Source organism: Thermodesulfobacteriota bacterium, assembly GCA_040754335.1.
GTDB lineage: Bacteria > Desulfobacterota_D > UBA1144 > Nemesobacterales > UBA2774 > 2-12-FULL-53-21.
Map to the genome: position 1 here is coordinate 561,338 of JBFMCV010000002.1, position 19,869 is coordinate 581,206.

General features: G+C 53.0%; 24 protein-coding genes. 22 read left to right on the top strand and 2 right to left on the bottom strand.

What is annotated here, in order from left to right; all coding sequences use genetic code 11:
* The first annotated feature begins 37 nt into the window (after window positions 1–37).
* The 12 genes from AB1598_05990 to AB1598_06045 all read left to right on the top strand — a co-directional run bounded on the left by AB1598_05990 (window position 38) and on the right by AB1598_06045 (window position 10,528).
* Window positions 38–214: a DUF559 domain-containing protein gene (locus AB1598_05990; GenBank protein MEW6144553.1), complete on the top strand. Its 177-nt coding sequence runs from the start codon at window positions 38–40 to the stop codon at window positions 212–214.
* Between the two features lie 126 nt (window positions 215–340).
* Window positions 341–2,194: a hypothetical protein gene (locus AB1598_05995; GenBank protein ID MEW6144554.1), complete on the top strand. Its 1,854-nt coding sequence runs from the start codon at window positions 341–343 to the stop codon at window positions 2,192–2,194.
* A 376-nt stretch (window positions 2,195–2,570) separates the two neighbouring features.
* The gene (locus tag AB1598_06000; protein ID MEW6144555.1) at window positions 2,571–3,314 is read left to right on the top strand and encodes a hypothetical protein; all 744 of its coding nucleotides are present in this window, start codon (window positions 2,571–2,573) and stop codon (window positions 3,312–3,314) included.
* A gap of 111 nt (window positions 3,315–3,425) precedes the next feature.
* Window positions 3,426–3,578, top strand: coding sequence for a hypothetical protein (locus AB1598_06005; protein MEW6144556.1), 153 nt, complete (start codon window positions 3,426–3,428; stop codon window positions 3,576–3,578).
* 514 nt (window positions 3,579–4,092) lie between these two features.
* Entirely contained in the window at window positions 4,093–4,467 is a 375-nt protein-coding gene (locus AB1598_06010) for a hypothetical protein (GenBank protein ID MEW6144557.1), read from the top strand.
* A gap of 428 nt (window positions 4,468–4,895) precedes the next feature.
* Window positions 4,896–5,759 (top strand): hypothetical protein, encoded by an 864-nt coding sequence (locus AB1598_06015; GenBank protein ID MEW6144558.1) that lies wholly within the window; start codon window positions 4,896–4,898, stop codon window positions 5,757–5,759.
* 75 nt (window positions 5,760–5,834) lie between these two features.
* Window positions 5,835–6,359 carry an IPTL-CTERM sorting domain-containing protein gene (locus tag AB1598_06020; protein ID MEW6144559.1) on the top strand — a complete coding sequence of 175 codons (525 nt, stop codon included), beginning with the start codon at window positions 5,835–5,837 and terminating at the stop codon, window positions 6,357–6,359.
* 319 nt (window positions 6,360–6,678) lie between these two features.
* Window positions 6,679–7,191: an IPTL-CTERM sorting domain-containing protein gene (locus tag AB1598_06025; GenBank protein ID MEW6144560.1), complete on the top strand. Its 513-nt coding sequence runs from the start codon at window positions 6,679–6,681 to the stop codon at window positions 7,189–7,191.
* 344 nt (window positions 7,192–7,535) lie between these two features.
* Window positions 7,536–8,039, top strand: a complete 504-nt coding sequence (locus tag AB1598_06030; protein ID MEW6144561.1) for a hypothetical protein — start codon at window positions 7,536–7,538, stop codon at window positions 8,037–8,039.
* A gap of 632 nt (window positions 8,040–8,671) precedes the next feature.
* Window positions 8,672–9,214, top strand: a complete 543-nt coding sequence (locus tag AB1598_06035) for a hypothetical protein (protein ID MEW6144562.1) — start codon at window positions 8,672–8,674, stop codon at window positions 9,212–9,214.
* 339 nt (window positions 9,215–9,553) lie between these two features.
* A complete protein-coding gene (locus tag AB1598_06040; GenBank protein ID MEW6144563.1) occupies window positions 9,554–10,072 on the top strand; it encodes an IPTL-CTERM sorting domain-containing protein in 519 nt (172 codons plus the stop codon).
* Window positions 10,073–10,336: 264 nt separating this feature from the next.
* A complete protein-coding gene (locus tag AB1598_06045) occupies window positions 10,337–10,528 on the top strand; it encodes a hypothetical protein (GenBank protein MEW6144564.1) in 192 nt (63 codons plus the stop codon).
* A gap of 496 nt (window positions 10,529–11,024) precedes the next feature.
* Here AB1598_06045 and AB1598_06050 read toward each other — a convergent pair whose 3' ends face one another.
* Window positions 11,025–11,690, bottom strand: a complete 666-nt coding sequence (locus AB1598_06050; protein ID MEW6144565.1) for a hypothetical protein — start codon at window positions 11,688–11,690, stop codon at window positions 11,025–11,027.
* A gap of 147 nt (window positions 11,691–11,837) precedes the next feature.
* On the opposite strand from AB1598_06050, the gene AB1598_06055 reads away from it, so the two are divergent.
* From AB1598_06055 to AB1598_06100, 10 genes are all read left to right on the top strand, one after another.
* Entirely contained in the window at window positions 11,838–12,350 is a 513-nt protein-coding gene (locus AB1598_06055; GenBank protein MEW6144566.1) for a hypothetical protein, read from the top strand.
* A gap of 26 nt (window positions 12,351–12,376) precedes the next feature.
* A complete protein-coding gene (locus AB1598_06060; protein MEW6144567.1) occupies window positions 12,377–12,892 on the top strand; it encodes an IPTL-CTERM sorting domain-containing protein in 516 nt (171 codons plus the stop codon).
* Window positions 12,893–13,261: 369 nt separating this feature from the next.
* Complete coding sequence (locus tag AB1598_06065) at window positions 13,262–14,014, top strand: IPTL-CTERM sorting domain-containing protein (protein MEW6144568.1); 753 nt, start codon at window positions 13,262–13,264, stop codon at window positions 14,012–14,014.
* 141 nt (window positions 14,015–14,155) lie between these two features.
* Window positions 14,156–14,674: a hypothetical protein gene (locus tag AB1598_06070; GenBank protein ID MEW6144569.1), complete on the top strand. Its 519-nt coding sequence runs from the start codon at window positions 14,156–14,158 to the stop codon at window positions 14,672–14,674.
* A gap of 452 nt (window positions 14,675–15,126) precedes the next feature.
* Window positions 15,127–15,642 carry a hypothetical protein gene (locus AB1598_06075; protein ID MEW6144570.1) on the top strand — a complete coding sequence of 172 codons (516 nt, stop codon included), beginning with the start codon at window positions 15,127–15,129 and terminating at the stop codon, window positions 15,640–15,642.
* 502 nt (window positions 15,643–16,144) lie between these two features.
* Entirely contained in the window at window positions 16,145–16,651 is a 507-nt protein-coding gene (locus AB1598_06080; protein ID MEW6144571.1) for an IPTL-CTERM sorting domain-containing protein, read from the top strand.
* Window positions 16,652–16,936: 285 nt separating this feature from the next.
* A complete protein-coding gene (locus tag AB1598_06085; protein ID MEW6144572.1) occupies window positions 16,937–17,446 on the top strand; it encodes a hypothetical protein in 510 nt (169 codons plus the stop codon).
* Between the two features lie 256 nt (window positions 17,447–17,702).
* Window positions 17,703–17,783 (top strand): hypothetical protein, encoded by an 81-nt coding sequence (locus AB1598_06090; protein ID MEW6144573.1) that lies wholly within the window; start codon window positions 17,703–17,705, stop codon window positions 17,781–17,783.
* 247 nt (window positions 17,784–18,030) lie between these two features.
* Complete coding sequence (locus tag AB1598_06095; protein MEW6144574.1) at window positions 18,031–18,537, top strand: hypothetical protein; 507 nt, start codon at window positions 18,031–18,033, stop codon at window positions 18,535–18,537.
* Between the two features lie 297 nt (window positions 18,538–18,834).
* Window positions 18,835–19,068, top strand: coding sequence for a hypothetical protein (locus AB1598_06100; GenBank protein MEW6144575.1), 234 nt, complete (start codon window positions 18,835–18,837; stop codon window positions 19,066–19,068).
* A 299-nt stretch (window positions 19,069–19,367) separates the two neighbouring features.
* Here the strand turns inward: AB1598_06100 and AB1598_06105 are convergent, their stop codons facing one another.
* Window positions 19,368–19,838, bottom strand: a complete 471-nt coding sequence (locus tag AB1598_06105; GenBank protein ID MEW6144576.1) for a hypothetical protein — start codon at window positions 19,836–19,838, stop codon at window positions 19,368–19,370.
* Window positions 19,839–19,869: the final 31 nt, after the last annotated feature.

The window sequence follows — 19,869 nt, forward strand, 5'->3', positions numbered from 1 at the left end:
GAAATATGTAGTGGACTTTGTGTGTCTTGAGAAGAAATTGATAGTCGAAGTGGACGGTGGTCAACACAGCGAGAATGTTGCTTATGATTCCGAACGGACAGCGTGGCTTGAATCCTGCGGCTACCGGGTTCTTAGATTCTGGAACAATGAAGTGCTTGAGGATGTGAAGGCTGCTTTGGAAGCAATCATAAAAGTTTTAGAAGAAAGTGGATAGTGTCACCCCCACCTTAATCCTCCCCCCTCAAGGGGGAGGAGATTTTTTTGATGCCTTCATCATTGAAAGGGTTGGGAAATGTGGTTGTGAGGACCGAATTCCAACGGGACTTATACGGAGACGGAGATGAGCGGGGAGAACTGGGAGAGTCTGATAACGGAGAAGGGGTTCATGCGCGTGCCGAGGGCGCTCAGGCTGAAGCGAGCGGAGCTCGGGATAACGAACAACGAATATACCATATTGCTCGACTATGTGGACTATTATTCGTTCAGCGGGACGATGAACCCGTACAGGCACCTGACCGAGGTGAGCGGGATGAGCGAGAGGGGGATCAGGAGGATCCTGACCTCGCTCGAAAACAAGGGCCTGCTCAAGCGTGTGGTGAACCTGCACGGGAACGGCAGGACAAAAGGAGTCGTGTTCAGCATAGCTCCTCTGGTCAGGAGGCTGAAGACCGTCATGAAAAAAATGTCCTCCACAGTGGGGGAAGAAATTGTCCCCTACGTAGGGGAAAAATCCGTCCCCCCAAATACAGGAGAAGAGATTAATAAGAGAGAAGAGGATAAGAACACGTCCGTAAAAAACACGGACGTTCGCGCGCGCGAGTGCGGGGATGATTTGAACGTGAAAGAAGCTATGTCCTTGGGAGAGACTACGGAAGGACGGAATAAAAGACAGATTTCTCACGCTTCAGTTCGAAATGACAAACATGTGGGCACTGACGTCGACGGTGTTTACGACGGTGAGGGTACAGGAGAGGCGGGAGACACAAGCTGCGGCTTTATACGGGGGACCGGGGGGCCCGATCAGGAGGCTCCGCGCAATGACCGCCGTCCGGCTCGCGAAAGCGACGCCGTGACCGAGGGAGGCAAGGCGAGTCAAATCCACCTTGCGCGGGCGGGGGAGGGCCCCCAGGGTCTCGTTTCGGGGGAGGAGTACGGACGACAACAAAATAAAATCCACCCTAACCCTCCTTTACAAAGGAGGGAATTAAACGCAAAAGATGAGATTGCTACGATTGCTGATTCAGGCGGAGGAGTGATGGATGAGTCATATCCGGGAACGGGTTCCGCGTCTTTCCGTCCTTCGACAGGCTCAGGACGAACGGTTAATGGTTCAAGTGCTGACCTAAACGATGAGCCTGCTGAAGTACCCTTAGTACCTCGCAATGACAGGAGAATTGAAAGAGGCGAGTATTCGCCGTCCCGGTGGTACAACGAGGTGTGGAGGGGGCTATACGAGGAGGCGGCGGGGCAGCCCGCGCTCACGGGCGGGCGGGAGTACGGCGCGGCGGAGACGTATTTCAGGAGGCTCCGGGAGCTCAACCCGGAGATGGAGCCGGGGGAGGTGTACGAGCTCGCGGGGGAGGGGGCAGCGTTCATGATAGCGTCCCAGCTCGAGGGGGGAGTATTCGGGTGGATGCACAAGCCGCCCGACATATGCATGCTTGCGAGCCAGGCGCAGTCGGTGGAGTGGCATCTGCGGAAGATGCGGAGGGTGGCGGAATCGCCACGAGATGATGACCCCCACCCTGATCCCCCTTCGCCGAGGCTTCGGGGGACAAGCCCTCCCCCTGGAAGGGGGAGGGAAATAATTTTAGACGTTGAGGGTTCCGAGAGTTCGGATATAAACGCAGGTTCTGTGCCTTTCCGTCCTTCGACAGGCTCAGGACGAGCGGGTAACGCCTCACCTGCTGATTCTGGTGGGAGAGAAATGAAGAAATCGTATATGTGCGCAGATTCTGCGCTCAGAGAAAGATTGCGGGAGGGACAAAATGCAAACGAACAGATCGAGAGGGTTTACGGAGAGCTCAGGGGGATCGAATGCGCATCGCGCAGCGGGGGTTTCGAAAATGACGGCGGGCGAGATTCAGGGCGGACATTTCGACCCTTCGACCCTTCGACCCTTCGACAAAGCTCAGGACAGGCAGGCTCAGGGCGAACGGTCGAGCGTCGGGCGCTTCGGCGGGGGAGGGGTTGAGGGCGCGGGGAGGATGGGCGGCGATTGGCCGCAGAAAATAAAAACTGATGGTGCCGGATATGCGGAGGGGGCCGGAAGCACACCCCGTTCATACTTCGACAAGCTCAGTACGAACGGGGTTGGCACTAAGGCCGGGCTAAGCAGAGGAGGCGGAGCAGGATCGGGCGCGGGCGGAGGGGAGGCGCGAGAGAATAACCCGTTCAATCCTTCGACCCTTCGACAAAGCTCAGGACAGGCGGGCTCAGGGCAGGCCAGGCTCAGCACGAACGGGTTGGGTTGTATGGATGAGTGTAAGGTAACACCCCCACCCCGGCCCTCCCCCCTTGGTAGGGGGAGGGAAGTTGTTGTTGGTGGAGAGGGAAATATATATGGAGGAATGACGCCTAAGCGGAAGAGACTGCTCAGGGAGGCGCTGGGGTTCCTTGAAAGCGCGGGGGACAGAGGCGCCGCGAACACGCTCAAGGCGCTCTTCGCGCTATACGAGACGATAGACCCGTTCGCCGACTACATCAGGGCCGGCGAGAGGGAGTTCTTCCCGGTGCTGAAAGCGGACCGCACGCTCGACCGATTCCTCGAAGGGTTCAAATACATCTACTACATACTCAGGCGCGCGGAGGAGAGGGTGAGGCTCGTGAACGCGTTCGACAACTTCTGGGCCAGGTGCACCGCCTACCTCCGCAAGTGCGGGTATTCGGAGAAATATATATCCGATATATGCGGGCATGACGGTATATTTTACAGGCAGAGCTTCGCCTGGTGGCGGCGCGAGTACGGGGACCGCGAGGAGGGGTTCGGGCCCATGTACGAGTATTTCCGCGCGTGCTTCGGCATAGAGGGGAACGACGACTACTGCGCCTCGGGAGGGAAGGACGGGGTCACGTACGACTGGCGGCGGATGAAGGCGTGCTGCGAGAAGGAGAAGGACCCGCGTGCGGGCGCGGAGACGGTGTTCGTCAAGCCCGCGTGGGAGGAGTGGTCGGAGGAGACGAGGAGGCGCATGCGGGAGCTCGTGGAGTCTCTCAGGCAGGAGAGGAAGGACGGGCGCACGGGGCCGCCCGAGGCCGACATGGTCCTCGCGGAGATAAGGAGGAGGAACAGGGAGAGGGGGTATTTTGTGTGATGTTCCGATGTAGCGGGAGGTGAGAGTGACGAGATTGCTTCGCTTTGCTCACACTTCTACTCTTAAATTGTAGGAGTGGCTTCTAGCCGCGACAAACGCGTAGTGTGGATTATGAAAAGAAAAAGAATGGTAAAAGTAATTGATTTTATCCTTCTTTTCCTTGATGAAAAGAAGCAAAAATCATCCGACAGAACAGAATTTGCTAAAAATCTCATGTACTCGCTAAATCTTCCAATTCCACCGCATCCCGTGGAAGATTTTTAACGCTCGTACAATCGATTTTCTTAACGCAAATTCTGTAATGTCGGTAAGAGAAAGGCAAAAGATAGATTTCTCGGCGTTGCCTCGAAATGACAAAGATGACGAGACTAGAGATCGTAAGCCTGCGGGTGCTCACCCGCGAAATTACGGGTTATCGCCCTGGAGGTTGTATTTTGCGGGGACGTCTTGGTTTGAACAGGGAAGGAAAAGGAGCAATCTTCTGAGAAATTGTGCGATATGGCCCAAGAAGGGGCAAATGGGACAGGATAGGGGCTGACGGGCGCGGGATTTCGCGGTGTATTAGATGACACATCGTAATGATTGCGGGAGGATAGGGAGGAAACAGAACCGGATGCATTATATATGCGTATGACGGGACGAGGGGGGCGCGCAACTATGCGATTTGATTGAAATTGATAATTTATAACGAAATTAGGGGATAATTGCACATTAATAAGGTATACTATTAAGTTGGTATAGTTTCCCCTTTTTAAGTGCGGCATCAGGGAAGAATCCGATGAAGGCGATCATAAAAAGAAAACTCGCGATTCACATCAGGGAAAAAATATCGCTCGATGCGGGAAGCAAGGGGGAAATTAGCGGCGGGGGCAACGAAAGACGTATGAAGGCACATTATTTTCACGAGCGGCTGGGTATCAGCTTCAGGGTCATCGGACTACTGTTCGAGGACGAGAGGTACGAGATATACCATGCCCGCAACAAGAAGTACGACAGGGACCTGATACTCCACTTCCGTAAGGAGAACGGGAGGAGGAGGTTCAACGTCCCGAACGTTAATTTCGAGAGGCATGCGCAGGCTCAGCAGGTGAAGCCTCCGAAAGAGGTCAACCTGCCCTGGGACAACAGGGTGGAGAAACTGAAGGGTCACTAACCGCCGGCCGCGATCGAGGGGACGGGCGCGCAACTTGCGCACCGGGCCGCCGGCCGGGATTTCATCATAACGTTTCTGTGGAGTGGAGCGGGGATTTTGTGATTCCCGTGACGGGAGGGGTGCGTCCGGGAGGATGAATTGTCATTACCTCCTTTCGTAAAGGAGGGGTAGGGTGGATTTATCCATTCATTTTTAAATCCCCCTTAATCCCTCCTTCGACAAGCTCAGGACAGGCTCTTTTTCTAAGGGGGAAATTAAATTGCAAACTCAGGGCATATGAGTGGGTGTAGTGTTGGTTAAGTAAATGAGCCGGGTAAGAATAGTATATGAGCACACATTGTGTGCCGCCGATTCTGTGCATGTCGCTCAAAAGACAAAACAAAGAGAAAAACGTCGGGAGATGACACATACTGCGGAGGAGGCGAGCGATGGAAGAGGGATTCGAACACCTGCGCTGCCCTATGTGCGGCGGGGAGCTGATATATTCGGAAGGCACGCACGATATGTGCTGCTCGCGGAACCCGTACGAGTCGATGAGCAGCGAGGAATGGGAGGCCGCGGCAGCGCTCCGCGAGCGGCGCGGGGAATATGGAGCGGGCGGCACGGAGGGAGGGGACGGGAGGCCCCATATATATAAGGTATGGAATGAGGGGGAGAGAGGTAATTTGAGGTTGGCACTAAGGGCAGCGGCGGAGCAAGGTCATAAAAGTCCAGATTCTGCCGACGCTATGCAGGATGCAGGATCCATGATGCAGGATGACACCGAAGAATGCGAGGTTCGTCATCGTACGGAGGGGGCTTCAGCTGGAGGCGCGGACGATACGCCGGCTTCTGCTGTGCCGATACAAGGACGCGCGGAAGGGTCGGCGGTTTATGCGGATGCGGGTGAATTGTCCGCTGGAGAAGAGAATAAGGCACTACATTCCGCTGCGCCCGTAAAAGGTCACAAATGTGTCTTCGCGGTATCGTTCACGGAGAGCTCGCGGTTCGGCACGCTCTGGAGCGTGAGGATCGCGCACGGGGAGACGAACTATTTCGCGCTCATGCGGCTCATGCAGAAGATAGAGAAGAGGAGGGCCGCAGGGGAGCCGCTCGCGGCGAACAGTCCGCACCCTCCGAAGAAGCGGGAGAGGACGCGGGCGGGGAGGATCGCTTTCCACTTCGGTTTAGAGGAGGAGGACGTGTACTCGATCAAGTACAGCACCGAGACCGTGAGGAGGCTCGCCCTGTTCTACGGCATCCCGGAGAGGGACGTGAGGAGGATACAGGCGGAGGATGTGGAGGAGGAGTGAGGGGGGGGTACGTTGTATTTGCATGAATCCTCGGAAAATTATATAATCTTGGCAAGTTAATTGAAGGAGGATTCCATGAGATATCTGTTTAATCAATCCTTTGATCTGCTGTGTTTTATCGTCGGTTTCTCTGTATTTATAATTATTTTCGCCTTGTTCGTGACTCTTCAGCCCGGGAAGAGCTATGCCCAGATCGGCTGTGAGGTCAGGATTGTAAAAGAGGGGATACCCGGTGACCCGACTGTCTTCCCGTTCGTAACTACCGGGACTGACTCGGACGAATTCGGGCTGGAAAACGGCGAGAGTCAAGACCTCGGGATTCCGGGAGGCGTTACGGCAACGATAGTCGAAGAGGTGCCGGACGGGTGGGTGTTGCAGAATGTGGAGTGTGAGACTGAAAATGTGATTGCGACGGAAATCGAGAACGGCATACAACTTTTCTGTTCTCCCAACGGCGGCGCGGCACAATGCTTTTTTATCAATGTACAGGTGGGTAACATTCCCACGCTATCGGAATGGGGGATGATCGCGGCGGCTGCCGGGTTGGGATTGGTCGGCGTGTGGTTTGCGGTGAGACGTAGAAAGATGCAGGATGCATGATACAAGATGCATGATGCAGGATAAGAGATAAAAGAAATGGATTCCCGATTATAACTTCGGGAATGACAAATGAAAAAAAGATGAGATCCTGAAATAAATTTCAGGATGACAAGTTATTGTGAAGCCCCTTTCATCCAGTGCGGAGGAAGGGGCTTTTTTGTTGCTTTTACAATTCGGAATTATCAACCCCTTCTTTCGCACCAGACTGACGTCTATGAGTCAATGATCACTGCTGATTTAGAGCGATTGTAATTCGGACCGGATTGCCGTAAAATGTGTCTAGCCAATTCATTTATAACCAAATTAAAGGAGGACGGTCGTGATATACAAATCTGGACGATTATTGACGAGCGTTTTATTCTTTATTCTAGTATTATCAGCAGCGGTTATGTTTACCTTCGGTGGTCAGGCATGGGGGCAGGTGCAGACCTGTAACATCGAGGTTGCGAAAGTAGCCAGGGCGGAGAATTTAGGGTTCGATTTTCAATCGGTAGACGATGGTTCGGTTTTTGATTTTACTGTCTTTAGCGGTACATCTCAGTTAATAGCATTCGATCCGGGATCCGAAATTACAGTTACGGAGACGGTGCCTCCGGGCTGGCGTCTCGAAGATATAATCTGTTTCAACGACGGCATCGCCACGACTGAGATCGAGAACGGAGTTATTGCCACATGCTTCATTCCCGGCGGCTTTGTGGAATGCGTATTCTTTAACGTGGAGACGGATGCAATTCCCACGCTATCAGAATGGGGGATGATTGCGGCGGCTGCGGGATTAGGATTGGTGGGAGTGTGGTTCGCGGCGAGAAGAAGAAGGGCGCAGGCTGTATGATGCATGATACAGGATACAGGATAATGTCCTTTAACCCATCCATACTTCGACCCTTCGTCCTTCGACAGGCTCAGGATGAACGGAGCTCAGGACAGGCTCGCAGATCAGTATTATCCTTGCTCCTGTATTTGGCGAAAGCTGAGTAGTGACGGAGCAATCGCATATGAGCGCAGATTCTGCGCCTCAGTACGAACGGGTTAAAGGTAAGATTGCCGCGCTTCCCCCTTCTCTAAAGCTTCTGGGGACAGATCGCTCGCAAAGGCAGAAATGATGAGATTCCCGATCGGGGTCGGGAATGACGGAAAGGAGAAATGGTAAAAAAATAAATTTAGGGGAGGATGATCGTGAATATAGTTATCAAGACTGTTTTGAAGATTTCGCTACTCGTGCTTGTTGTGACTGGGATCGCCGGGCTCACCGACAGCGCGAACGCGCAGTCATGTTTCGTCGGCTATTGCAACGTAACGGTCCAGGGGGGCCACGTTGAATTCAGTTACATACGGGATTTCGGCGGCGGAAACACAGACGAATTCTTTCTCGGAAACGGAGCATGTTCCGTATTGTTCAAAATCGGCTCGGAGGTAGTGACGCAGAACGAGACCGAGGGCTTTGTACTCGACCACGTGGAGTGCGATACCGGCAGCGGTATCCTGGTCACCGAAGTAGAGAACGGCGTCGCTCTTGAATGCATAACCCAGAGCACGGAAGGCACCTGCACGTTCTTTAACCGTCCGGTAGAGTCGAATATCCCAACGCTGTCCGAGTGGGGGATGATCGCGGCCGCTGCAGGGTTGGGATTGGTCGGCGTGTGGTTTGCTGTGAGGAGGAGAAGAGCGCGGGCGGTTTGATCTCGCTTTGTGCAATTAAACTAATGTAAACCCCCCACCCGAACCCTCCCCCCTTTCGGCAAATGGGGGAGGGAATTTGAAAGAATAATGAGATTGACGCGGTCGCATACTGCGTAATTTGGTTTGTGTAACTCTCGCGCATAAGTAAATGAGCGTACTTGCAATCAGCCGATAGCGACCGGTTTAATTTGGCTTCACAAGATTTTCCCAAGGAAATGAGCTGCCTTGCTCTCATTCAGCAGCGACCAACTGCTCGCTCGATCGCAGTTGTTTCGGGAATGACAGGATAAAAATCCCTCCTGACCTCCCTTTACGAAAGGGAGGAATAAAAGGAATCGCGGCAAGATGCCGCTCCTACGGGTGCGATGTAGCATGGGATTGACGCGGTCGCATACTGCGTAATTTGGTTTGTGTAACTCTCGCGCATAAGTAAATGAGCGTACTTGCAATCAGCCGATAGCGACCGGTTCTTGCACACGTTCGGAACCGTTCTCGCAAAGACAGATAAGAACTGGATTCCCGATTAAGACATTCGGGGATGACGGAAAAGGAGAAGGGGATGGCGGACTTTCCACTGACGGTGCATATTGCACACGCAACCGTTATTTAGTAAAATTCATGCAATTAACTTAATGGAGGATCTTATGTGGAGCTTTCTCAGACCTGTTTCAGGTATTGCCCTGATATTACTCATTATTTCCGTAGCACTGCTTATTCCTTCATCCGGCGGGAGCGCCTGGGCGCAGGCAGATCCGTGCAATATCAGGATATTTAAACTTGCAGAACGTTCGGGGGACACAGTCTTCTTTTTCGAAGGGTACGAGAACGGAGTCTTGATTTTTGATGGGGGCTTGCCCGGGGACGGTATGGCACTCATAGGGGCGTCTTTCGGTTTCGGCACATTGTTGGAAGTGGTCGAGCTGCCTAGTCCCGGCTGGCAAATTGCGGAAGTGATATGTGAGGGCGTGAACGGAATTACTATCACGGAGACCGAGGAAGGTTTCACGGCGGCATGTAACGTGCCGGGCGGATTTGCTGAATGCACAGTGGTGAATGAAAGAGTGATTGTGGAGAATATTCCCACGCTTTCGGAGTGGGGGATGATTTCCGCTATCGCGGGATTGGGATTGGTTGGAGTGTGGTTTGCGGTGAGGAGGAGAAGGGCGGCTGTTTGATGCAAGATACAGGATATGCTCTGCGGCCCGTTCATACTTCGACGAGCTCAGGACAGGCTCTTTTCCAAAGGGGGAAAATGCTTTTAATTCCCTCCTTAGAAAAAGGAGGGATAGGGAGGATTTAAAAACGAGATCCTGAAATAAATTCAGGATGACAAAATATCTGGATTCCCGATCGGCGCCGGGAATGACAGAAAGTTGTGAAGCCTCTTCTTCCACTGCGGGGGAAGGGGCTTTTATGTTCTCTCCGACGCGCGTTTTCCCGGCTCCGAAAAAATGATTGAAACGGCAATATCCGTATTGTAGTATTGTTCTAAACATATTTAAAGGGGGATTATTATGAGGCATGAATTTAAATATGCTCTTGGTGTTTTCCTTCTGGTTCCCGTCGTATCCTTGTTGTTTCTAACCGCCGGGCCGTCGGATGCTTCAGCGCAGGATTGCGATATCGAGATATGCAAGTCGGCCTCGGGCGATGCGGAATTTAATTTCATCGGGGAAGCTCCCTCAGGCCCGCTTGAGTTTACGCTGACCGGCGGCGGGGAAGGCTCTTGCGACACTGTCGTAAGCATACCCCTCACGCAGAGCGCGGAGGTGTTTGAAGAACCGCTTGAGGGCTGGCGGCTCGTCGATATCGATTGCTCGAATGCCGAGGGTGTTGCAGTAGGATTTCTTGAGGACGGCGTCAGCCTCATGTGTACAGGGCCTAACCTCGGTTCGGTTACGTGCACATTCTTGAACGTGCAGACGGGTGCCATTCCGACACTGAGCGAGTGGGGAATGATTTCCGCTGTGGTTGGATTAGGATTGGTGGGAGTGTGGTTTGCGGTGCGGAGGAGAAAGATGCAGGATGCATGATTAAAAAAAGAGATCCTGAAATAAATTCAGGATGACAAAATATCTGGATTCCCGATCGGCGCCTACCGTGAACCATGTCCCGTACTCAATACGGGATCTATTCAGGGTCGGGAATGACGGAAAGTTGTGAAGCCTCTTCTTCCACTGCGGAGGAAGGGGCTTTTTTGTTCCGCGAATAAATTGCCCGCGAAGGTTTTATGAACGCCCGGTTAAAGCGGAAAAAATAGTATTCCAAATCTGGAATCATTTGATAGACTTTTTCTTATGAGAAGCGAAATAAAAAAAGTCACAATCGAGAAAGCGGCGCGAATACTCGGCACCAACGTCGATACCATCCTCGACGAGATACGCGAATCGGGCATCACCGTGCAGCGCGACAGGGGCTCGGGATTCGATTACATAAGCGCCGACGATTTCGAGGACCTGAAAGAGAGCATGGGCTCAGCCGGGATTTGAGCGGGGGCGGGCGGCAGTGCGGACATAAGGGATTGCCGGTGTGAGCGGAAAAGTCCGCGGCCGCCGTGGGAAGGGCATTGTGTGCGCGTCGAATGGAGGGTCGGATCCGCTAAAATCCTCCCTACCCCTCCTTTACGAAAGGAGGGAATTTAAGATAAAGGATGAGATTGCTTCGTCACTCCGTTCCTCGCAATGACATACTGGAGGAATCGCGGCTGGAAGCCGCTCCTACGGGTGTGATGTAGCATGAGATTGCCGCGGTCGCTCCGCTCCCTCGCAAAGACAGATAATTACAAATCCTCCCTACCCCTCCTTTACGAAAGGAGGGAATATAAGATAAAGGATGAGATTGCTTCGTCACTCCGTTCCTCGCAATGACATACTGGAGGAATCGCGGATGGAAGCCGCTCCTACAGCTGAGGAGTGTGACGATACTCGACTAGGCTGAGGAGATTCGGAAGGATCGTAAAATGACACTATGTGTCTGCGCGTGTGCTCAGTGGATCGTGTAGTCGCGGGCTCTTTGCGTGACGGCGGGGGCGGGCTCGCAGAAGAATTTGCCCGAGTGCGTTTCCTTCATCGTCCGGAGGTCGAGCGTCATTCCCTCGACGTAGAGCACTGCTTTCCCCTCCTTCTCCCATTTCTCCGCGTCGGGGCACGGTATGTTCTTCCGGGTGGCCTTGCTCGCCTTTAGCACGCGGTTATAGAGGAGCGTCCCGGCCTCGATCCTGGCGTCGGCGTACCAGTCGAAGTAGACCAGGCTCCGCTTCGCGGCGTCGATGACGAGCAGGCGCTTGTGGTCGCGCCCGGGCCACTCGTCTATGAGCAGGTAGCCCCCGTGCATTCCGGCGAACGTGTTGGCGCCCCCGAACTCGCCCGCGCTTATCGTGTAGTACGCGTTCCTCGCGGCGAGCGGGCACGGGTCGGGGACTCCGGAGCTGGGCTTGTAGACGTATATGTCCTGCCCCTCGAATGCTGGGGACTTTCTCGTATATATGATATATTTCGGATAGACGTAAGCGGTCCCGCCGCCGCACTCCTTCTTCCACGCGGAGTCGGCGCCCGGTATCCCGAACCATCCGGCGAATTCTTCTCCATGTGCAAATGGGGTGAGTGCGATGAGCAGCGTTGATAACAAGACGGCGGTGATATGCTTATGCATGCTGAATAGGATACCGGCGGAGAGGAGGGGGGCAAGCGCGGGATAATGCTAGCCTTGTGTGAAAAACATTTGCATTATATTAACTATATTGGATAAGATGCGGTATTGATGTAGAATGTGGATACTTTCCGCATTTAGGAGGATGATATGCACAGGAAATTTGCCCCCTTTTTCAGCCTTGTATTATTTGTAACTGTTGTTCTTGGCTTTTTTTTCGTTTCGGCGGAGAAAAGTGCCGCTCAGGGCTGTTTTATCGAAGTTACCAAGATAGCGCCAGGGGCGGAGGGCCAGGTCTTTGAATTCAACGGCGTGGTAGAAGGACAGAATATTTTTACATTTTTTGTCGCTGCGGGTGAAAGCACGTCGGGCTTTGCATCACCTGACCCGGCTACGATCACAGAAGTCCCTGTGGCAGGATGGGAGTTCGGAGGGATAGAATGTGAACCGGGGGGAGGAGTCGTCATACTTGAAGTACTTGAGGATGGGTGGGTTGAGCAGTGCGTGAATCCGCAGGCTCCCACATTCTGCACGATATTCAACGATCCTGTGGCTGCGGCGATCCCCACGCTTTCGGAGTGGGGGATGATCGCGGCGGCGGCGGGACTGATGATGGTGGGAGCGTGGTTTGTTCTTAAAAGGAAAAAAGCACAGATCGTATAAATAATATCTGCTTTTCGGAGGATGAAATGCTGAGACAATCCAGACCGTTGTTCAGACTTCTCTTATTCTTCGTGGCCGCTGCCGGGGTGTTTTATTTTGGAACCGCGGAGGGACGCGCCCAGGGGAACGCTTGTGCGTTAGAAGTGACGAAGATCGCCGAGGGGGCGCCTGAAGGTCAGCTCTTTGAATTTCAGGTGGAGTTAGATGGAAATATAGGCTTTGCTGAATTTCCGGCGGGTATACCTGTCCCGGCCATATTTGGCCAAGCGGGGCCCGTGACTATTACAGAGATTCCCACACCCGGCTGGACTCTGGCGGACGTTGTCTGCGAACTCAACCCCGGAGTCACTGTAACGGAAATTGAAGGCGGCGCTATTTTCGAATGCCTGGACCCCGAGGGCGGTTTCAAGGGAGAGTGCACGTTCGTGAACGTGAGGGTTTCGAATATCCCGACGCTTTCGGAGTGGGGGATGATCGCGGCGGCGGCGGGACTGATGATGGCGGGAGTGTGGTTTGCGGTGAGGAGGAAGGTGCGTGCTTAGAAAATAGCTGTCATTTCGAGCGTACGCGAGAAATCTGTTTTTTAGAAAGAATAAAGATAGATTTCTCACACTTCGGTTCGAAATGACAATATAAAAGACAAATCCTCCCTCACCCTCCTTTTTCAAAGGAGGGAATAAAAAGATGGAGTATAATTTGCAGAGCCTCTTTCCTCCAGTTCGGAGGAAGGGGCTTTTTTTATTATCAGGATAGAGAGGAGGGCCTACACGGGCAGGTGTAACTTTCCATAATCACTAATTCTTTCGGGAAGTCAAGGTATTTGGTTTTTATTACCGGAAATAGTATAATGGTGTAAGCGGCTTCTGGCGTGAATTTAATGTCCGCGGATAAAAACTTTGCGGAGGATGGGCATGGAAAGTATAAAGTCCGTGACAAAACTCCTATTCCCGGCCGCGCTCGTTGCGGTCGTGTTCCTCTCGTGGGCTCTCCCTGCCTCGGCTGGCGTAACATTTTTATTAGACAAGTCTGATTATATTGAGAACCATCCCAACCAGCTTGTGCAGAACTTCGACGCGGGGAAAGTCGATCCCGGACAGTATGAAACTTGCAACCAGCCTGTGGATGAGTTTAGCAACGACGACTGCTTCGAACCGGGTGACATATTCCCCGGTCTTGCATTCGAGACATTCCCGTTAGATGCGACCGTCATATTCCTGGGAGGAATAAATTTTCAAGGGGCGGCGAACCCTCAAAACGCGCTTGCCCGCGGGGGCGGACCGAGCACGTTTGAAATATTGTTCGAGGGCGGCGTGACTACCGCGGGAATGGACATCGGGTGTTTTGCCGAGGGCAGCGGCTGCAATACGCTTCAGACGGTAAGGCTCCTCGACGCTAACGGCATTACCATCGATTCCATAGAAGTGAAAACCGACGACTTCTTCAGCACGTTCGTGGGATTCGATTCAACAGTCCCGGTGGTGAGGGTTGATATCTCGGGCCCGGAGGATATTGCGCAGGGCGTGGACGAGGTGAGGTTCGGGTTCGGACAACGCGTGTCTAATATCCCGACATTGTCCGAGTGGGGGATGATCGCGGCGGCGGCGGGACTGATGATGGTTGGAGTGTGGTTCGCGGTGAGGAGAAGGAAGGCGCGGACTGTTTGAATCTGATTTCGTTCGTTGAAATAATGTAAACCCCCACCCAAACCCTCCCCATTAAATCAAGGGGGAGGGAAGAAAATAAGGAGTGGGGGATGATCGCGGCGGCTTGATTCGGAAATAGAGTAAATAATCCAGGAGGATAATATGAAAAGAATGATCGGTGTTCGTGCTTTCGTTGCGACGGCGGCTCTGGCCGCGATTATGTTTTTCAGCGTTTCCGCCCACGCACAGCCCGGGCAATGCTTCATAGAATTTTGCAAAGAAGCCGAGGGGGTAGTGGGCGTTCCGTTTCAGTTTATAACGTTCACGGAAGTCAATCCCGAGCCGGTGATTCGTGTGCTCGATTCTGGCGAATGCGTCTCTGTACAGCTGAGCTCCGGGGAAGGGGCCAGTACGCTGATCGAGCTGCCTACGGGCGGATGGTCGTTCTCGGGGGTCGAATGCGACGTAACGGACGGGCTCACCGTCACCCCGATCGAGAACGGCGCCGAGATCGAATGTCAGCCTGGCTTCATCGTTGAGACCACTTGCACGATCTCAAACGTGCGTGCGGTGTCGTCCATTCCGACATTGAGCGAATGGGGCATGATCGCGGCGGCGGGGGGGCTGATGATTGTGGGAGTGTTCTTCGCAATAAGGAAGAGAAGAGCGTTTAATTCTTAAAAGAAAAATATAAATCCCCCCGACCCCCCCTTTACGAAAGGGGGGAATGTAAGAAGGAATGGGGCATGATCGCGGCGGCTGCGGGATTAGGATTGGTGGGCATATTCTTTGCGGTGAAGAGAAGGAAGGCGTTTAATTCTTAAAAAGAGAAAAGAATAAATCCTCCCTAACCCTCCTTTTTCTAAGGAGGGAATTAAAGGCAGGGTTGGCGATGGCGGGAGTGTGGTTTGCGGTGAGGAGAAGGAAGGCGCGGACTGTTTGAATCTGATTTCGTTCGTTGAAATAATGTAAACCCCCACCCAAACCCTCCCCCTTAAATCAAGGGGGAGGGAAGAAAATAAGGAGTGGGGGATGATCGCGGCGGCGGCGGGAGGGGGGATTTAAAATAATCTTGAATTAAGACTGAATTTGATCTAAAATCCGGTTTAATTACATGATTGAAGGAGGATTGCATGTATAAAAAATCAGGCAGTTTTCTTGCTTTTCTTCTATTAATTTCCTTCACAGCAGGCGCAGTTCTCGTGACGGGCCCAGCTAAAGACGCATGGGGTCAGCAGGGGTGTCAGATCGAGGTTATCAAGGCGGCGATAGGTGAGGATACGAGTTTCGATTTCACCCGCATGGAGGGGGACTTGGTCCTCGGGGGGTTCACTCTTGTCCCCTTCGATGGAGCTTTTGTTACGGTAATAGGGCCGGGTACCCCCCTCACGGTTGTTGAGAATGTGCCTGACGGATGGCGGCTCGAGGACGTAATCTGTTTCAACGACGGCGTAGCCATTGAAGAGATCGAGAACGGGTTTATTGCGACTTGCACAGCCCCGGGGGAAGGTTTTGCGGAATGCACATTCTATAACGTGCAGCTGGATGTGATACCCACGCTGTCCGAGTGGGGTATGATCGCGGCTGCGGCGGGGTTGATGATCGTCGGTGTGTTCTTTGCGGTGAGGAGGAGACGGGCGGCTGTTTGATGCAAGATGCAGGATATGCTCTGCGGCCCGTTCATACTTCGACCCTTCGACTTCGCTCAGGACAGGCTCGCAGATCAGTATTATCCTTGCTCCTGTATTTGGCGAAAGCTGAGTAGTGACGGAGCAATCGCGTATGAGCGCAGATTCTGCGCCTCAGTACGAACGGGTTTATGGATTCCCGATCGGCGCCTGCCCTGAACCATGTCCCGTACTTGATACGGGATCTATTCAGGGTCGGGAATGACAGATGTTAAAAGACAAAACGAGATGCTGAATAGATCACGGCTCGCAGGCCGGGACGTCGTTCAGCATGACAAGAATGCGGAAGCCTCTTCCTCCGGTGCGGGGAAGGGGCTTTTTTTGGTGAGGCCCTCAAGTTTCATCGAGCTGGACAGGCCGGGTTAACGGTCTGTTAACGAGGGATGTAATTAATTAAAACTGATTGATTACTCCCTGAAAATATTGTAAAATCTCCCCAAGAAGCTCTTAAAAGGAGGATCCAATGAGGAAAGTTTCGAGCCTTTCTGCCTGTCTTTTTCTATTATTTTTAATCGTTTCAGTATATTCCATCACACTTTTAAAGACGCCCGACGCAAGCGCGCAGCAGTGCGGCATAGGCATCGGGAAATCCGCGCCCGGCGGGGGTAGCACTGAATTCGGGTTCGAGTTCACGGTCGACGGCGACGGACCCAATTTCGGAACCTTAGCGGACGGACAGTCTGATGGCGGGGGTTTTTCATCGACCGTCGTCGTGACTGAGCTGCCGCTTGAGGGATGGGAGCTTGTGGACATAGATTGCGAGAGCATCGGCGGAATACTGTTCGAAATTACTGATAACGGTTTCACGGCTGAATGCGTTGGGATCGGCGAAGGGTTCTGTGTGTTTTTTAACGTGCAGACGAGGAATATCCCCACGCTTTCGGAGTGGGGTATGATCGCGGCGGCTGGGGGGCTGATGCTGGTGGGAGTGTGGTTTGCGGTGAGGAGAAGGAAGGCTTTAAACATATAAAAGAATAAATACAAATCCTCCCTTGCCCTCCTTTGCCAAAGGAGGGAATTAAAATATAAATGGGGGATGATCGCGGCGGCGGGGGGATTAGGATTGGCAGGAGTGTTCTTCGCTATAAGGAAGAGAAGAGCGCAGATCGTTTAAATACTGTTGATTTATAAATGTAAGGTAACACCCCCACCCCAACCCTCCCCCCTTGATATGGGGAGGGAAATTAAAAGGAGTGGGGGATGATCGCGGCGGCTGGGGGAGGCAGATATTCAATAGAGTATTGAGGAGGAAATTATGCGTAAGGTTATCGCATCGATCTTGAGTTTTTTTCTTTTCCTTTTCGCTATATCCAGCGTATTTGCTGACAGGGCGGAGGCCGGCGGCGGTCAGCAAGCTTGTTCGATCGCGATCGCCAAAGAGGCAACTGTAGCGGGCATACTTTTCGAATTCCTCGTGGAGCCGTCGGTTGGGGATGATTTAATGATCAATACGGTTTCAGGTTCGTCGACCGGGTTTAATTTGAACTTCGGTCAGTCAGCCGTCGTATCCGAGATCGTGCCCGAGGGATGGAGGCTCGTTGACGTCACTTGTGAATCCGGTCCCGGTATTGCCATAATCATCGACGAAGAAAACAACGTGCTGATTAATTGCCTGACCGTCAGTGAGGGCGTATGCACTTTTACAAACGTACCGGCGGAGAACATACCCACGCTCAGCGAATGGGGGATGATCGCGGCGGCTGGGGGGTTGATGATTGTGGGAGTGTGGTTTGCGGTGAGGAGAAGAAGGGGAAGGGCTGTCTGACGAAGGATGCACGATGCAGGATGAAAAAACGAGATCCTGAAACAAGTTCAGGATGACAAGAATGTGAAATTCCCGATCGGTGCCTGCCCTGAACCGTGTCCCGTACTTGATACGGGATCTATTCAGGGTCGGGAATGACAACCTTTGAAATCCCCCTTAGTCCCTCCTTCGACCCTTCGTCCTTCGACAGGCTCAGGATGAACGGAGCTCAGGACAGGCTCTTTTTCTAAGGGGGGAATGAAATGATAAGCGGGGGATGATCGCGGCGGCGGCCGGGCTGATGCTGGCGGGAGTGTGGTTTGCGGTACGCAGAAGAAAGATGCAGGATGCGGGATAAAAGACGAGATTGCCGCGCTGCACTCGTATTCACTCGTAGATATATACGGAAAGTTCTTTGCAATGCATAGTTACTTTCTCATACTCGGCCGAGAGCGACCGATTCCTCCCTCGGTCGAAATCGTTGCTCGCAATGACAGGCAACTGAAAATGTAAACCCTCTCACCGAAGAGATGATTTCGGCGGAGGCGAGTCAGAGAAGGATTGTTAAAAAATAATGCTATCAAACTTTTTTTCAGGAGGATCGTATGCGTAACGTGTTAAATACATTATTGGGGCTTTCGCTCTTTGTTTTCGTAATACTCGGCATCTCGGGCAGCGCGAGCGCGCAGCAGTGTTTCCTGGAAATATGCAAGTTCGCGGAAGGCGCAGGAGAGACGGGCTTTACGATCAATTTCGACGAGGGAGGACAGACATTCTCGGTGGAGCTCTTCGACGGCGGCGATTGTTTTACAGAGTCTTTTGGTCCGTCACCCGATCTTGAGGTGACTGAAACGCCAACGCCTGGCTGGACGCTCCTAGATGTCGTCTGCCAAGGCAGCAGCGATATCTCGTTTACGAGCATACCAGAAGGTATAGACGCCGATTGCAACACGACGGCAGAGGCATCAGCGACATGCACGTTCGTAAATGGACGGGGAGTGGCAGCTAATGTTCCAACGCTTTCTGAATGGGGGATGATCGCGGCGGCGGGGGGATTAGTCTTGATCGGCGTGTTCTTCGCTCTTAGGAGAAGAAGAGCGTTTAATTCTTAAAGGAAGAGAAAAATCCCCCCGACCCCCCCTTTACGAAAGGGGGGAATGAAAAGATGAATGGGGGTTGATGATTGTGGGCGTGTGGTTCGCTGTGAGGAGGAGAAGGGCGTTAAACGGATGAACGAATAACTGAAAATCCCCCTTAGTCCCCCTTTGCTAAAGGGGGGAATTAAAGAAAAGTAGGGATCGCGGCGGCGGGGGGAATAACGAGATATATGGAGCCCCTTCTCTCTAACCGGAGGGAAGGGGCTTTTTTTTGCGGCAATGGGGACGATAGTTTAATATTTAAGTATGACCATGTTTGAAAAACCCGCGTGCCCGGAATGCGGCTCGCACGACGTCCTGCCGATAGTTTACGGCCTCCCGGGCCCGGAGCTCGAAGCGAGGGCCGTGAGGGGAGAGGTCGTGCTCGGCGGGTGCATCGTGTACGACAGCGCCCCCGACCTCCACTGCAAATCCTGCAATGCGGAATGGAATGACCAGAGGGCCAAGCGTCTTTTCGAGGAGCACGAGGGGGAGGACGAGTCATGATTCAGGATTTAGAATGCAGAAAAGCATTTTCCCCCTTTAGCAAAGGGGGATACAGGGGGATTTAAAACTAAATCCTCCCTAGCCCTCCTTATTCAAAGGAGGGAATTGAAAGACAAAAGATGAGAAGCTGAAACGATCCTGAAACAAGTTCAGGACATGGTTCAGCATGACTAATAAAAAGCCCCTACACTAGATTCAGGTGAAAGGGGTTTTTTGTTGTAATTTGAATATATCGCGGCTGGAAGCCGCTCCTACAGCATGGGAGTTGGAAGGAATCGAATACGAGCGCAGGTTCTGCGCTATTCGATGAAGCGGCGGCAGTCGGGGACCTTGAAGCTCTTGCCTATTACGTCCGACTCGGAGCGCAGCATCTCCGTGAATATTCCCCGGTAGTCGTTGTCCACCTTCGCGTCGTCGACCTTGAGCATGCAGGTCCCGGAATTGAGCGTCCCACGCGAGCTCACGTACACGGTATGATCGAAGAGCACGTATTCGAACGGGTTCTTCATCACCTGCCTGTTCCTGAGAGCGGCTATTCCGAAGACCGAGTAGAGGTCTTTCCCGGCGGGGTCGACAGTGAGCGTCTCGAGCGTCCCGAGCCTCTCGTTCCCGACGCACCTTAACGCGCAGAACGCCTTTATCTGCTCGTCGAGCACGGTCTCCTTTATCACCTGGTCCCTGATGTCTTTGGCGGCGATGAGCGCGGGGATGAAAAGCGACGCGCCCAGTAGGGCGAGCGCCGCGCACGCGAATTCGAGCGGCCGGTTCATGGGTATAAGTTTAACCGCCGGGCGCGGGGAT